Source organism: Saccharopolyspora elongata (genome assembly GCF_004348985.1).
GTDB classification, from domain to species: domain Bacteria; phylum Actinomycetota; class Actinomycetes; order Mycobacteriales; family Pseudonocardiaceae; genus Saccharopolyspora; species Saccharopolyspora elongata.
The window spans coordinates 49,978-63,527 of sequence record NZ_SMKW01000026.1 but is presented as its reverse complement, the minus strand read 5'-3'; the positions used below and the strand labels follow the sequence as shown (position 1 = coordinate 63,527).

The window sequence follows — 13,550 nt, the reverse complement described above, 5'->3', positions numbered from 1 at the left end:
GGCGCGGCGCGCGTCGCTAGGGTGGCGGCGGAACTGCGAGGAGGTCAGGGGTGGCATTCCGACCGATCCGGCGCTTCGGCGACCCGGTGCTGCGCATGGCGGCCGAGCCGGTCACGGTCTTCGACCAGCGGCTGCGCTCGATCGTCGCGGACCTGCTGGACACCGTCGACGCGCCCGGGCACGCCGGGGTCGCCGCGCCGCAGATCGGCGTCGGGGTGCGGGCGTTCAGCTATCGCGTCGACGGCGAGATCGGGTACGTCGTCAACCCGGAGATCGTCGAACTCTCCGACGAGGTGCATGACGACGTGGAGGCGTGCCTGTCGCTGCCCGGGCTCGGGTTCGAAACCCGCCGCGCCCAGCACGCGGTGGTGCGCGGCGTGGACGCGGACAACGAGCCGGTCACGGTGTCGGGCAGCGGCCTGATGGCGCGCTGCCTCCAGCACGAGACGGACCACCTCGACGGCATGGTCTACATCCAGCGCCTCGACTCGGAGCGCCGCCGCGAGGCCTACCGCCAGGTCCGGGAGCAGTCCTGGTTCTGGCAGTGACCCGCGCGGCGGGGGATCACCCCGCGGTGGCTTCGGCCCGGGTGGCGCCGACGACGGCCCAGCGGCCGGAGCGGGCCCTCAGCAGCAGCGTGATCAGCCGCAGGACCATGAACAGGGTCAGCCCGGTCCAGATCCCCACCAGGCCCCAGCCGAACGCCAGCGACAACCAGATCAGCGGCAGGTAGCCGATGGCCGCGCTCAGCAACGTCGCGGTTCGCAGGTAGGCGGCATCACCGGCGCCGAGCAACACCCCGTCCAGCGCGAACACCACGCCCGCAACCGGCTGCATGAGCACGAAGAACCACCACGCGTGCGGGATCGCCGCCAGCACCGCGCCGTCCGTGGTGAACAACGTCGGCAGCGGGCCGGAGAGCACCGCGAACACCAACCCGAGCACGATGCCGAACCCCAGGCTGTACCAGGTGACCTGCCGGGCGATTCCCTTGGCGCGAGGCGCGGAACCGGCCCCGAGCGCCGCGCCGACCAACGACTGCGCCGCGATGGCCAACGAGTCGAGCACGAGCGCCAGGAACGCCCACAGCTGCCACACGACCTGGTGCGCCGCCGCGGCTTCCGCGCCGGTCCGCGCCGCCACGGACGTCGCCGACAGGAAGCACGCCTGGAACGCCAGCGTCCGCAGCACCAGGTCGCGGCCGAGCCCGAGCTGGGCTCGCATCTTCGCGAGCTCCGGCTTCAGCGGCACCCGCTCGACGAACAGCGCGCGCACGAACAGCGCGGCGGCGATCGTCTGGCCGATCAGGTTCGCGACCGCCGAACCCTCCAGACCCCAGCCGAAGGGGTAGACGAAAAGCGGGCACAGCACGGCGGAAACACCGTTGCCCACCAGCACGTACCGGAGCGGCCGCGCGGTGTCCTGCACGCCGCGCATCCAGCCGTTGCCGGCCATGGTGATCAGCACCATCGGCGCACCGCACAGCGCGATGCGCATCCAGATCGCGGCCGCATCGGCGATCGGCCCGGGGCCCGCCATCAGCTCCGCGATCGGAACGGCCAGCAGCTGCGCGAGCAGCATGAGAACGACGCCGACGATGACGCCCAGCCAGGTGGCCTGCACGCCCTCCGCGACGGCGTCCTTGCGGCGCCCGGCGCCGTGCAGCCGAGCGGTGCGCGCGGTGGTTCCGTAGCTCAGGAACGTCAGCTGGCTCGACACCAGGGTGAACAGCGTGCCGCCCAGCGCGAGCCCGGCGAGCGGCACCGCTCCGAGGTGACCGACCACGGCCGTGTCCACGAGCACGTACAGCGGTTCGGCGGCCAGCACGCCGAGCGCGGGCACCGCGAGCGCCAGCACTCGGCGCGGCGATACGCGCTCCCCCAGATCCGGCACCCTGTCTCCTTGTAAGCTGTGATCGGCGGATTCGCCCCTGACGGCCAAGGGTACTGGTAAGGACCACTGATGGACAACGCTGATTACGCCGCCGTTGCGCTGCGGATCGCAAACGCCGATCTGAGCAGCCTCGACGCGGTGCGCGCCGCGCTCCACGACGAGCCCTGGTGGGCCGACCGGCTCCACGCGAACGACCTGCCGCTCCTGCGCTCGGTGGGGGCCGGGCTGCGCCGGGCGCTGGACGCGATGGTGGCCGACGACGGCGAGACGGTGCTCGCCGAGATCAACGCCCTGCTGTCGGCGCACCCGCCCCGGCCCAGGCTTTCCGGGCACGGCAGCCACGACGGCACCCCGAACTGGCACGTCCACGTCGCCGGTCCGGACGCACCGGCGGTCGACGAAGTCGCTGCGGCGGCCGCGTGGGGCCTGGCGCAGGGCGTGGTCCAGCACGGCACGACGCGCTGGGGGCGCTGCGGGGCGGAGGGCTGCTACACCTACTTCCTGGACACGTCGACGAACCAGGCCAAGCGCTTCTGCAGCCCCCGCTGCGCGAACCGCATGCACGTCGCGGCCTTCCGAGCCCGCCGCCGAACCTGACGCCCAGCATCGTCCGCAATTTCAATGGAAATCAGAGGTCCGATTTCCATTGAAATTGCGGGAGTTGTCCACAGCCGTCGGCGTGTCGTGGTCCGACACGCCGATGTTCCGCAATTTCCATTGAAATCGAAGGTTCGATTTCAATGGAAATTGCGGAGGTACTCCGCCGCGAGCGGGCGTCAGTCCAGGAGCGGGGCCTCGTCGAGGGCCTTGCGCATCGCCGCGATGATCTCCTCCGCCGGGCCCTGCGCCGTGAAACCGGAGGCGAGCCGGTGCCCGCCACCGCCGCAGGCCGCCGCCGCGTGGCCGACGTCGACGCGGCTGTCCGAGCGCAACGACACCGACCAGTGATCCGGCGCGGTCTCCTTGAGCACCGCGGCGACCTCGGCCTCGCTCGTCGTGCGCACCACGTCGATGACGCTGTCCACGTCCTCGCTGCGCAGCCCGTCGGAATGGGCAAGCCGGACCGTCGCGTGCACGAACCCGAGGCCCTGCGCCGCGGTCGGCTCCAGCTGGGCCTCGCCCAGCACCACGGACAGCATGTTCATCCAGGCGAACGGATGCGTGTCCAGCAGTGGCCGCGTCGTCGCCTCCGGGTCGACCCCGGCCTCCAGCAGCCGCGCCGCCGCGCGGTGCGTCGACGCGCTGGCGCGCCGGAACGACCGGGTGTCGGTGACCAGGCCCGCGTAGAGGCACCGCGCGGTCGGCAGGTCGAGTTCCGCGCCGAGCTCGTCGAGCAGCCGGAGCACGATCATCACCGTCGCCTCGGCGTGCTCGTCGACGACGTGCAGCGTGCCGTAGCGGGTGTTCGACACGTGGTGATCGATCACGATGACGTCGCCGCCTGCGGCGATCGTCGCGTCGACCCGATCGGCGAGCTTGCCGAGCCGCTGCAGGCTCCCGGTGTCGCAGACGACGAGCACCGGCGGCGCGGCGGGCACCTCGTCCGCCGGCACCACCAGATCGTCGCCGTCCAGATCGCGCAGCGAGATCGGCGGCAGGTCCGGCATCCCGAAGGACACCCGGACCGCACACCCGCGCCGCCGCAACGCCCGGCCCAGCGCCAGCGCGCTGCCGAGCGCGTCCGCGTCCGGGTTGATGTGCGCGAACAACGTCACGTCCGAGGCCTCGGACAGCTTGCGAGCGGCCTCGGCTACGGCTTGCTCGACCGGATCGACGGCGACCGGTTGGCCGCCGCCGGTGCGGCCGCTATCGGGTTGCCCGCGCACAGGTTCACCTCCACGACATCGGTGGCCGTTCCGGCCGCCGACGTCCAACGCACCTGATGCTGAGCTGCGACTCAACCACTCTGTGGCCCACGACGCACATCGGCGTCGGAAAACGACCCCTCGTCGGCACCGTCGGTGGCGAACTCGTCATCGTCGGTGCTGGCTCGGTACGGATCGGCGTCGCCGGCCGGCGACGCTCCGGAGGCCAACCGGGCGACCTCCTCGTCGGCCTCCTTGGCCTTGGCGAGCAGTTCCTCCATCCGCCGCGCGTTGTCCGGCACGGTGTCCGCGACGAAGGTCAGCGTCGGGGTGAACCGGACGCCGGTCTGCTGCCCGACCCGGGAACGCAGCACCCCGGCCGCGCTCGCCAGCGCGGCCGCGGTGGAGGCGTAGTCGGCGTCGTCGCCGAACACGGTGTAGTAGACAGTGGCATCCCGCAGATCGGGGGTGACCCGCGCGTCGGTGACCGTCACCATCGCCAGCCGCGGGTCCTTCACCTCGTGCTCCAGCCCGGATGCCACGATCTGGGCGATGCGCTTGGCGAGTTTGCGGGCGCGCGCCGTATCAGCCACGGCGCACCTCCTTCGGGGAAAGTTCAGTTCGTCTGAAAAGCGGCGCTAGCCGCTTGCGGTGTGGGACTCGACTCGCGCCGCCGCGGGTTCTCGCGCAGAACGACCACGAAGAGTTCCTAGTCCTCCGGCCCGAGCATGCGCTGGCGGGCGGAGAGCAGTTCCAGTTCGGGGCGTGCAGCGACCAACCGCTCGCACGCTTCCAGCACTTCGCGCACGTGCGCGGCGTCGCCGGAGACGGCCGCGACGCCCAGCAGCGCGCGGCGGTGCAAGTCCTGGTTCCCGGCCTCGGCGACGGCAACCTCGAAGCGCCGCCGCAACTCGGCCACCACGGGCCGCACGACAGCGCGCTTCTGCTTCAGGGAGTGGACGTCGCCGAGGAGGACGTCCAGTTCGAGTACACCGACGTACATGGGTGTTCCTCACCGCGGGGGCGAACCGGCACGCAGGGGGCCGTCGAGTGACGACCCCCTGCGCAGCACCGGCTCAGTCGCGCGGCTTCTCGCGCATCTCGTAGGGCTCGATGACGTCGCCGACCTTGATGTCGTTGTACGACCCCAGGGTCAGACCGCACTCGAAGCCCTCGCGGACCTCGGTGGCGTCGTCCTTGAACCGCTTCAGCGAGTTGATGCTGAGGTTCTCGGCGACGACCACGTTGTCCCGCAGCAGGCGCGCCTTGGCGTTGCGCTTGATGATGCCTTCGGTGACCATGCAGCCCGCGATGGTGCCGATCCGGGAGGACTTGAAGACCTCGCGGATCTCGGCCCGGCCCAGCTCGACTTCCTCGTACTCGGGCTTAAGCATGCCCTTGAGGGCCTGCTCGATGTCCTCGATCGCCCGGTAGATCACCGAGTAGTACCGGATCTCCACGCCCTCGCGGTTGGCGACCTCGGCCGCCTTGCCCTCGGCCCGGACGTTGAAGCCCAGGACGATGGTGTTCTCCGCGGTGGCGAGGTTGATGTCCGACTCGTTGATGCCACCGACGCCGCGGTGGATCACCCGGAGCTCGACCTCTTCGCCGACCTCGATCTTCATCAGGGACTCTTCGAGCGCCTCGACGGTACCCGAGTTGTCACCCTTGATGATCAGGTTGAGCTGGTTGGTCTCCTTGAGCACCTTGTCCAGGTCCTCGAGGCTGACGCGCTTGCGCTTGGCCGCGTTCTGCGCCTCGCGGATGCGGGCCCCGCGGCGGTCGGCGATCTGCCGGGCGACCCGGTCCTCGTCGACCACCAGGAAGGTGTCGCCCGCGCCCGGCACCGACGTGAAACCGATGACCTGCACCGGCCGCGACGGCAGCGCCTCGGGGACGTCCTCGTCGTTCTCATTGATCATCCGGCGGACGCGACCGTAGGCGTCGCCGGCCACCACCGAGTCACCGACCCGCAGCGTGCCCCGCTGCACCAGCACCGTGGCCACCGGACCGCGACCGCGGTCCAGGTGGGCCTCGATCGCCACACCCTGGGCGGGCATGTGCGGGTTGGCCCGCAGATCCAGCGCCGCGTCCGCGGTGAGCAGGATCGCCTCGAGCAGGTTGTCGATGTTGGTGCCCTGCTTCGCCGAGATGTCGACGAACATGGTGTCGCCGCCGTACTCCTCGGCAACGAGGTTGTACTCGGTGAGCTGCTGGCGGATCTTCGCCGGGTTCGCACCCTCGACGTCGATCTTGTTCACCGCGACCACGATCGGCACACCGGCCGCCTGGGCGTGGTTGATCGCCTCCACCGTCTGCGGCATGACGCCGTCGTCGGCGGCCACCACCAGCACGGCGATGTCGGTCGACTTCGCACCGCGGGCACGCATGGCGGTGAACGCCTCGTGACCCGGGGTGTCGATGAACGTGATCGGCCGCTCGTTGCCTTCCAGCTCGGTGAGGACCTGGTAGGCACCGATGTGCTGGGTGATGCCACCGGCCTCGCCGGCCTGCACGTTCGTCTTCCGGATGGTGTCCAGCAGTCGCGTCTTACCGTGGTCGACGTGACCCATGACGGTCACCACCGGCGGGCGCGCCGCCAGCTCGTCCTCGGAGCTGCCCGGGTCGCCGTAGCTGATGTCGAACGACTGCAGCAGCTCCCGGTCCTCGTCCTCCGGACTGACCATCTCGATCTTGTAGTTCATCTCCTGGCCGAGGAGCTCCAGCACCTCGTCGGAGACGGACTGGGTCGCGGTGACCATCTCACCGAGGTGGAACATCGCCTGCACCAGCGAGGCCGGGTTGGCGTTGATCTTCTCGGCGAAGTCGGTCAGCGAAGCACCGCGGCGCAGGCGAACGGTCTCGCCGCTGCCGCGCGGGAGGCGGACGCCGCCGACCGACGGCGCCTGCATGTTCTCCATGTACTCCTGGCGCTTCTGCCGCTTCGACTTGCGACCGCGCTTCGCGGGCCCGCCGGGACGGCCGAACGCACCGGCAGCACCGCCGCGACCACCGGGACCGCCCGGACGGCCACCGCCGCCGGGACGACCGCGGAAGCCACCGCCGGCCGGGGCACCGCTCGGGGCACCGCCGCCACCGCCACCGCGGAAGCCGCCGCCGCCCCCACCGGGACGACCGCCGCCACCGCCGGGACGGCCACCGCCGCCACCGCCCGGACCGCCACGGCCGCCGCCACCGCGGCCACCGCCGGGACCGCCACCGCTGCGCGGCGGACGGGGCGGCATCATGCCGGGGTTCGGACGCGGCGGCATCATGCCCGGGTTCGGGCGCGAGCCACCTTCACCGCGCGGGGCGTTGCCCGCGGCCGGGGCCGTGCCGGCACCCTGACCGCCGCCCTGACGCTGGCCACCGGGACCGCCGTGCTGGCGGCCGGGACCCTGCCCGCCGCCCTGACGGCCACCCGGGCCCGGCCGCGGCGGCCGCTGCTGCGGCGCTCCGCTGCCAACGCCGAACGGGTTGTTGCCGACGCGCGGCTGCCGCGGGCCCGGCTTGGGCGCCTTCGGGCGCGGCGGAACCACGCCGGCGTCGCCGTCGCCACCCTGCTTCGGGCTGGGCTTCGGACCCGGCTTGGGGCCGGACGCCGGACGCGGCGCGGCCGCCTTGGCGGCCGGTGCCTGCTCAGCCGGCTTGACCTCCGGCTTGACCTCCGGCTCGGGCTTGGGGGTCGGCTTCGGACCCGGCTTGGGGCCGGGCTTGGGACGCTCTCCGACCGGCGCCTCGGGGCGCGGGCCGGGCTTGGGTCCAGGCTTCGGCGCCGCCGCATCGGCGCGGGACGGCCTGGGTTCTGCCGGAGCGGGCTTGCCTCCGCCGGCGTCGCTCTTCTTCGACGCCGAGGGCTTGGCGAGTGCGTCGCGAAGCCTGCGGGCCACCGGGGCTTCCACGGTGGATGACGCGGACTTCACGTACTCGCCCTGCTCGGCGAGCTTGTTCAGAACTTCCTTGCTGGTAACACCGAGCTCTTTGGCGAGCTCATGTACGCGGGCCTTGCCTGCCACTGCTCTCCTCATCTGGGTGAGGCCGGGCGGCAGTCCCGCTCGACCTCGTCCTATCGCCGATGCGCGTTCATGGCTTCAGCTTCACGGCTGATTCATGACGGGTCGACCTGCTTTCCTTCAGTTGCCTGGCGCGGGACGGATCCCGCGTCGGTCACGTCTTGAGCCGCCTGCTGCGGTTGCCCGGCACTCAGGTGGGCCTGCACGGCCGAGGTGTCCAGGACTCCCGGTACACGGAGTGCACGCGGAAAAGCCCGGCGCCGTTCGGCCAGACGAAGGCACGCCGGATCGGGGTGCAGCCAAGCGCCCCGGCCCGGTTGCCGACGTCGTGGATCGGGTACGGCGACGGGACCAGCCCGACCGACCTCAGCCACCACACGCAGCAGCTCAGAGGATGACGTCCGGGCACGACACCCCACGCAGGTACGAACGGGCTCACGGCTTTCGCCGTGCTCGCCGGACACCCGTGTGCGGATTGTCGCTCCCCTCGCGTCGAACCTCCTTTGATTCTAACCCGACGACGTTACTCGGCCGAACCCACGGTCGGCAGTCCCTCCACCGCAGGGTCCAGACCGGACGCCTGCGCCGGGGGTTGCGCCGCCGGAGTGGCCGACGCACCCGGGTCGGCATCGCTGCGGATGTCGATCCGCCAGCCGGTGAGCCGAGCCGCGAGCCGGGCGTTCTGGCCTTCCTTGCCGATCGCCAGCGAGAGCTGGAAGTCCGGCACGACCACCCGCGCGGTCTTGGTGCGTTCGTCGACGACCTCCACCGAGACTACCTTGGCCGGCGACAGGGCGTTGCCGACGAAGGTCGCCGGGTCGTCCGAGTAGTCGATGATGTCGATCTTCTCGCCGCCGAGCTCGCTCATCACGTTGCGCACCCGCGAGCCCATCGGCCCGATGCAGGCGCCCTTGGCGTTGACGCCGCTGACGGTCGAGCGCACCGCGATCTTGGAGCGGTGCCCGGCCTCCCGCGCCACCGCGGGGATCTCCACGGTGCCGTCGGCGATCTCCGGGACCTCCAGCGCGAACAGCCGCCGCACCAGGTTCGGGTGGGTGCGGGACAGCGTGATCTGCGGTCCGCGCGCGCTCCGGGACACCCCGACGACGTAGCACTTGATCCGGGTGCCGTGCTCGTAGTTCTCGCTGGGCACCTGCTCGGCGGCGGGGATCACACCCTCGCTGTCGCCGACCGACACGATGACCATGCCGCGCGAGTTGGCGCGCGCGTCGCGCTGGATGACACCGCCGAGGATCTCGCCCTCCTTGGCGGAGAACTCGCCGAAGGTGCGCTCGTGCTCGGCGTCGCGCAGCCGCTGCAGGATGACCTGCCGCGCGGTCGTCGCCGCGATGCGCCCGAACCCCTCCGGGGTGTCGTCCCATTCCTCCTGCACGCTGCCGTCGGCCGCCAGGGTGTGCGCGAGGACCCGCACGACACCGGTCTTGCGGTCCACCTCCACCCGCGCGTGCGGCTGGTGCCCCTCGGTGTGGCGGTATGCGGTGAGCAGTGCCGATTCGATCGCTTCCAGGACCGTCTCGAACGGGATGTCCTTGTCGCGTTCGATCGCCCGCAGCGCCGCGATGTCGACGTTCACCTCGACTCCTCCGTGTCTTCCCGGTCGTCCCCCTCTTGGGAAACGCCGCTCGCAGCCCGCTCCAGCTTGACCAAATCCTCCGCCGGTGGCTGCTGGAACTCCACCTCGACCACCGCGCGTTCGACATCACGGTAGGCCACCCGGCGCAGTTCGCCGGCGACCAGCACCGTGACTCCTTCATCATCGGCCGCCCCGACCCGCGCCACCAACTTCTCGCCGTCGGCGAACCGGATCTTGACCAGCCGGTAGCGGGCGCGACGCCAGTGCCGCGCGCGGGTCAGCGGCCGGTCCACGCCCGGCGAGGTGACCTCGAGCGTGTAGGAGCCGGCCAGGACGTGCTCGTGCGCGTCCAGCACCTCCGACACCGCGCGACTGACGTCGGAGATCTCGTCGAGCCCGACGCCGTCGTCGGAGTCGATGACGACCTTGATCAGCCGGCGGCGGCCGGCCTGCTGCACGTCGAACTCCTCGAGGTCGAAGCCCGATCTAGCCACGGCCTCGGCTACGACGGGCTCCAGCTGCGCGGTGATCGCACCGCGCGGCGGGCTGGACACGTTGGCACTCCCTAAATTCCGATCGGGGTCTGGAGCAGACCTGGAAACATCGCGGCACGGGGTCTCGCGGCCGGGCCGGCCGGCGGGACGTTCACGACCAGTGCTGTCCGTGCCGGCCGCGGTCGCCCAGGGTATCGCGTCCACCCGCACCCGAGCGCGGCGTGGGACCCCAACGATCGGCGGATCGTACCGATCACCGGGGGCGATGCCCGGGCGTCCGGCCGGGTGATCGCCTGGCAGGATAGGCCGACGTGGAATCCCCTTCGCGAGCCAGGTCGCTGCTGGGGCGGCGGAGCGCGCTGCGGTTGTTCGCGGCCGTTCCGGTCGCCGCCGCGCTGACCGCGGCGTGCAGCTCGGCACCCGAGGAGCCCGACCCGCTGGTGGCGCTGGCGGCCGCGGCGAAGTCCGACGCACAGCTGGCGAAGGCGATCGCGCAGGCACATCCGGGCCTGGCCGACGCCGCCGGCGAGGTCGCCTCGGTGCGTTCCGAGCACGCCGCCGCGTTGCAGCGCGAGGTCGACCGGGTCAATCCGCGCGATCCCGAAGACCCGCCGTCGGTGCCCGATCCGGCGCCGCAGCAGGCCCCGTCCTCGGCGAGCACGGCGACGAAGGCGCTGCGCGATGCGCTGACCGGCGCGCAGGACAGGGCGGCCCAGCTCGTGCCCGGGGTGGAGCCCTATCGCGCCGGGCTGCTGGGATCGGTCGCGGCGAGCTGCGCGAGCCTGCGGGAGGTGCTCGGATGACGGGGCTTTCGGACGAGGCGGGCAACGCGCTGCGCAGCGCGTTGAGCGCGGAGCACGCGGCGGTGTGGGTGTACGGGCTGGCGAGCGCGTTCGTGAGCGAATCCCGCGTGCGCAGCGCGATCGGCGACGCGATGGAGCAGCACAGGAGGCTGCGCGACACCGCGGAGCGGGTGATCCGCGACGCGCAGCAGACGCCGCCGGCGGCTCAGCCGGCGTACGACGTCGGGGAGTCGGTGAGCGACCAGAAGGCGGCGATCGGGCTGCTGGTCAAGACGGAGAGCGACTGCGAGACCGGCTGGCGTTCGGTGTTGGAGAACGCCGAGGACGCCGCGCTGCGCGGTATCGCGCTCGACGGCCTGACCACCGCTGCCGTCCGGGCCACCCGGTGGCGGCTCACCGTCGGCACGCAGCCGGCCGCGAAGCCCTTCCCCGGTCAGCCCTGACCCCGGCGGTCAGCGCGGGGTCTGCTCCTGCGGCCAGCCGAGCTTCAGGGCTTCCTTGGTGACGTCGAGCAGCGCCGGGTCCTTGTGCGGCGTGTTCTTGTCGAAGTAGGCCGAGTCGCCGATCACCACCAGCCGGTCCTGGCGGCCCGAGGCGTAGGCGTCGTCGTCCAGCGCCGGCATGCCCTTAGTGCCGTCCCGCCCGTCGTCGACCAGGTCCCGGATGTTGCCCGTGCCGTCCTTGGTGGTCAGATCGTTGAGCTGCTGCGCGGTGGCCGCGTCCGGCATCAGGACCGTGACCAGCGAGGTCAGCACCCGGGTGCCGTCGGGCAGCTTGGTGCTGTAGAGCGCCCGCGTGAGGTGCGCGCACTCCTGCTCCTGGAAGAAGCTCTTGATCTTGGCCGTGGAGACGTTCTGGCAGCCCTGGAACGCTTCTTCGCGGCGGATCGGGACGAACTCGTAGCGCGGCACCTCCGCAGGCGGCGGCGCGGCCTCGTCCTCGGTGTCCGGCTTGATCATCAGCCAGATCAGCCCGGACAGCACGGAGATCGCGACGAGCCCGAGCCCGCGCAGCAGCCAGCCGGTCGGCGTGATGCGACGCGGCTGCGGCTCGGGCTGCGCCACCGGGGCCTGCCAGCTCGTCGCCTGCGGCGGCTGCTGCTGCACCGGCGGCGGCGGCTGCGGTGGCTGGTCGCGGCGGGGCGGTGGGGCGAACGCCGGCCGGGTGGCCTCGTCCGGCGGCGGCACCGGTGCGCGATCCGGTCTGATAAGCGAGTTGTCGCGCCGCAGCGGCGTGGTTTCGCGCTGCGTGTTGGCTTGTGCTCCCGTCATCTCTTCGGGCACACCTCGTCGGTCCGGCACGAGCACCAACCGTAGCGGGCGCTGATTACAAGTCGGACACCCCGGATGGTCATCGCAGCGCACGCACCGCACGCTCGACGTCGGCGGAGGTGTTGTAGAGGTGAAATGACAGGCGTGCCCGGCCCGCTCGCGCCGCGCAGGTGATCCCGGCCTCCGTGAGCTTCGACACGGCGTCCGGCGCCCGCACCGAGACGATCGCGGAGCCGGCGGCTGGCAGGCCCAGCGCCGCGCTGAACTCGTCGGCCAGCCCGGTGCAGTGCGCGGCGACCGCGGCCATGTCGAGCCCGGCCAGCCATCGCATCGCCACCGCCGCCCCGACCTGCGCGAACCACGTCGGCGAGAGGTCGAGCGAGCGGGCGCCGCCGGCCAGCCGCAGCGGCAGGCCGTAGGTGGTGCTCCACGGGTCCTGCCCGGCGTACCAGTTCGCGCTGTTCGGCACGACCTCGGGCGCATCCGGGTGCACCGCCAGCCAGGCGGCGCCGCGCGGTGACAACAGCCACTTGTAAGCAGCGCCGACGACCCAGTCGGCCCAGTCGAGCCGCACCGGCAGCCAGCCCAGCGCCTGCGTGACGTCGATGAGCACCCGCGTCGAACCCACGGCGGCGCTCCGCCGGAGGCCGTCGAGGTCGACGATCCGGCCGTCGCTGGACTGCACCGCGCTGACCGCCACCAGGTCGTGGTCCGCGGCGTGCTCCGCGATCTCGTCCAACGGCACCTCGGTGACCTGCACGTCCGGTTGCGCGGCGAACGGGAAGACGACGCTGGTGAACTCGTTCTCGGCGACCAGCACGCGAGCGCCCGCCGGCAGGCTCGCCGCGACCAGGCCGACGAGCTGGGAAGCGGTGGCCCCGATCGCCACCCGCTCCGCGGTGGTGCCGACCAGCGCCGCGAACGACGCCCGTGCGTCGGCCACCGCCGGCTCGAAGTCCTCGGGCAGGTCGCGGCCGCTCCCCCAGCGCGCCACCGACTCCGCGACCGCGCGGGCCGCGTCGGCGGTCGGGATGCCGATGCTCGCGGTGTTGAGATAGCCGTCCGGGACGTCGAACCGCGCACCGAATGCCTCACGCATGGCGGCATCCTCGCACCGGCCGGGCCGGTTCCGGTACCGCTGCTTACGGTGGAACCCATGCACAGCGAGGAAATCGAGGTCCGGACCGGCTCCGTGGAAGTCGTCTACGACCTGGGCGCGGAGTGCGAGCGGTTCCTGCGTTCGGCCCGGGCCCGCGACGGCCTGCTCAACGTCTGGGTGCCGCACGCGACCGCCGGGCTGGCGATCATCGAGACCGGCGCGGGCAGCGACGACGACCTGCTCGCCGCCCTTCGGGACCTGCTGCCCGCCGACGACCGCTGGCGGCACCGCCACGGCTCGCGGGGCCACGGCCGCGACCACGTGCTGCCCGCGTTCGTCCCGCCGTACGCGTCGATCCCGGTGCTGGGCGGGGAGATGGCGCTGGGGACCTGGCAGTCGGTGTGCCTGGTGGACACCAATGTGGACAATCCGGTCCGCCGGGTCCGCCTGAGCTTCCTGCCCGGCTGATCCCGGCCGCGATTTCCACCGAAATCGACGATTCGATTTCAACCGCATTGCGAACAGGAGCGGGAACGAGGCAACTTCGAGCCGGGATCTTGCGCGGGGCGTGGTCGCGC

The 13,550-nt window shown here is 71.9% G+C and carries 15 protein-coding genes; 5 read left to right on the top strand and 10 right to left on the bottom strand.

The genetic code is table 11. The annotated features are described in order from the left end of the window. The first annotated feature begins 50 nt into the window (after nt 1–50). Complete coding sequence (gene def, locus E1288_RS20285; RefSeq protein ID WP_132487392.1) at nt 51–548, top strand: peptide deformylase; 498 nt, start codon at nt 51–53, stop codon at nt 546–548. A 16-nt stretch (nt 549–564) separates the two neighbouring features. Here def and E1288_RS20280 read toward each other — a convergent pair whose 3' ends face one another. Further along, nucleotides 565–1,893 carry an MATE family efflux transporter gene (locus tag E1288_RS20280; protein WP_132487382.1) on the bottom strand — a complete coding sequence of 443 codons (1,329 nt, stop codon included), beginning with the start codon at nt 1,891–1,893 and terminating at the stop codon, nt 565–567. A 69-nt stretch (nt 1,894–1,962) separates the two neighbouring features. On the opposite strand from E1288_RS20280, the gene E1288_RS20275 reads away from it, so the two are divergent. Then, entirely contained in the window at nt 1,963–2,490 is a 528-nt protein-coding gene (locus tag E1288_RS20275) for a CGNR zinc finger domain-containing protein (RefSeq protein ID WP_132487380.1), read from the top strand. Between the two features lie 179 nt (nt 2,491–2,669). On the opposite strand, the gene E1288_RS20270 is transcribed toward E1288_RS20275, so the two are convergent. The 7 genes from E1288_RS20270 to rimP all read right to left on the bottom strand — a co-directional run bounded on the left by E1288_RS20270 (nt 2,670) and on the right by rimP (nt 9,859). After that, nucleotides 2,670–3,626, bottom strand: coding sequence for a DHH family phosphoesterase (locus E1288_RS20270; protein ID WP_235883691.1), 957 nt, complete (start codon nt 3,624–3,626; stop codon nt 2,670–2,672). Between the two features lie 164 nt (nt 3,627–3,790). Beyond that, nucleotides 3,791–4,291: a 30S ribosome-binding factor RbfA gene (rbfA, locus tag E1288_RS20265; protein ID WP_132487376.1), complete on the bottom strand. Its 501-nt coding sequence runs from the start codon at nt 4,289–4,291 to the stop codon at nt 3,791–3,793. Nucleotides 4,292–4,407: 116 nt separating this feature from the next. After that, entirely contained in the window at nt 4,408–4,701 is a 294-nt protein-coding gene (locus tag E1288_RS20260; protein ID WP_132487374.1) for a DUF503 domain-containing protein, read from the bottom strand. Nucleotides 4,702–4,774: 73 nt separating this feature from the next. Beyond that, complete coding sequence (gene infB / locus E1288_RS20255) at nt 4,775–7,714, bottom strand: translation initiation factor IF-2 (protein ID WP_132487372.1); 2,940 nt, start codon at nt 7,712–7,714, stop codon at nt 4,775–4,777. 92 nt (nt 7,715–7,806) lie between these two features. After that, the gene (locus E1288_RS20250; RefSeq protein WP_235883683.1) at nt 7,807–8,085 is read right to left on the bottom strand and encodes a YlxR family protein; all 279 of its coding nucleotides are present in this window, start codon (nt 8,083–8,085) and stop codon (nt 7,807–7,809) included. Nucleotides 8,086–8,234: 149 nt separating this feature from the next. Beyond that, nucleotides 8,235–9,305: a transcription termination factor NusA gene (nusA, locus tag E1288_RS20245; RefSeq protein WP_132487368.1), complete on the bottom strand. Its 1,071-nt coding sequence runs from the start codon at nt 9,303–9,305 to the stop codon at nt 8,235–8,237. Beyond that, complete coding sequence (gene rimP, locus E1288_RS20240) at nt 9,302–9,859, bottom strand: ribosome maturation factor RimP (RefSeq protein WP_132487366.1); 558 nt, start codon at nt 9,857–9,859, stop codon at nt 9,302–9,304. The genes nusA and rimP overlap by 4 nt, the downstream gene beginning before the upstream one ends. Before the next feature lie 251 nt (nt 9,860–10,110). On the opposite strand from rimP, the gene E1288_RS20235 reads away from it, so the two are divergent. Together E1288_RS20235 and E1288_RS20230 are read left to right on the top strand one after the other, a co-directional pair. Continuing rightward, nucleotides 10,111–10,602, top strand: coding sequence for a hypothetical protein (locus E1288_RS20235; RefSeq protein ID WP_132487364.1), 492 nt, complete (start codon nt 10,111–10,113; stop codon nt 10,600–10,602). Continuing rightward, nucleotides 10,599–11,045 carry a ferritin-like domain-containing protein gene (locus E1288_RS20230; protein ID WP_132487362.1) on the top strand — a complete coding sequence of 149 codons (447 nt, stop codon included), beginning with the start codon at nt 10,599–10,601 and terminating at the stop codon, nt 11,043–11,045. The genes E1288_RS20235 and E1288_RS20230 overlap by 4 nt, the downstream gene beginning before the upstream one ends. A 9-nt stretch (nt 11,046–11,054) precedes the next feature. On the opposite strand, the gene E1288_RS47040 is transcribed toward E1288_RS20230, so the two are convergent. Together E1288_RS47040 and E1288_RS20220 are read right to left on the bottom strand one after the other, a co-directional pair. Beyond that, nucleotides 11,055–11,873, bottom strand: coding sequence for a hypothetical protein (locus E1288_RS47040; protein WP_165968188.1), 819 nt, complete (start codon nt 11,871–11,873; stop codon nt 11,055–11,057). Nucleotides 11,874–11,952: 79 nt separating this feature from the next. Continuing rightward, the gene (locus tag E1288_RS20220) at nt 11,953–12,972 is read right to left on the bottom strand and encodes an aminotransferase class V-fold PLP-dependent enzyme (protein ID WP_132487360.1); all 1,020 of its coding nucleotides are present in this window, start codon (nt 12,970–12,972) and stop codon (nt 11,953–11,955) included. A gap of 57 nt (nt 12,973–13,029) precedes the next feature. Here E1288_RS20220 and E1288_RS20215 point away from each other — a divergent pair, with 57 nt between their 5' ends. After that, entirely contained in the window at nt 13,030–13,440 is a 411-nt protein-coding gene (locus E1288_RS20215; RefSeq protein ID WP_132487358.1) for a YjbQ family protein, read from the top strand. Nucleotides 13,441–13,550 lie beyond the last annotated feature (110 nt).

Excerpts from the sequence above, each read along its gene's own strand:
- E1288_RS20275 (WP_132487380.1), top strand. The coding sequence starts at position 1,963 with ATGGACAACGCTGATTACGCCGCCGTTGCGCTGCGGATCGCAAACGCC.
- E1288_RS20260 (WP_132487374.1), bottom strand. The coding sequence starts at position 4,701 with ATGTACGTCGGTGTACTCGAACTGGACGTCCTCCTCGGCGACGTCCAC.
- E1288_RS20230 (WP_132487362.1), top strand. The coding sequence starts at position 10,599 with ATGACGGGGCTTTCGGACGAGGCGGGCAACGCGCTGCGCAGCGCGTTG.
- E1288_RS47040 (WP_165968188.1), bottom strand. The coding sequence starts at position 11,873 with ATGACGGGAGCACAAGCCAACACGCAGCGCGAAACCACGCCGCTGCGG.
- E1288_RS20220 (WP_132487360.1), bottom strand. The coding sequence starts at position 12,972 with ATGCGTGAGGCATTCGGTGCGCGGTTCGACGTCCCGGACGGCTATCTC.
- E1288_RS20215 (WP_132487358.1), top strand. The coding sequence starts at position 13,030 with ATGCACAGCGAGGAAATCGAGGTCCGGACCGGCTCCGTGGAAGTCGTC.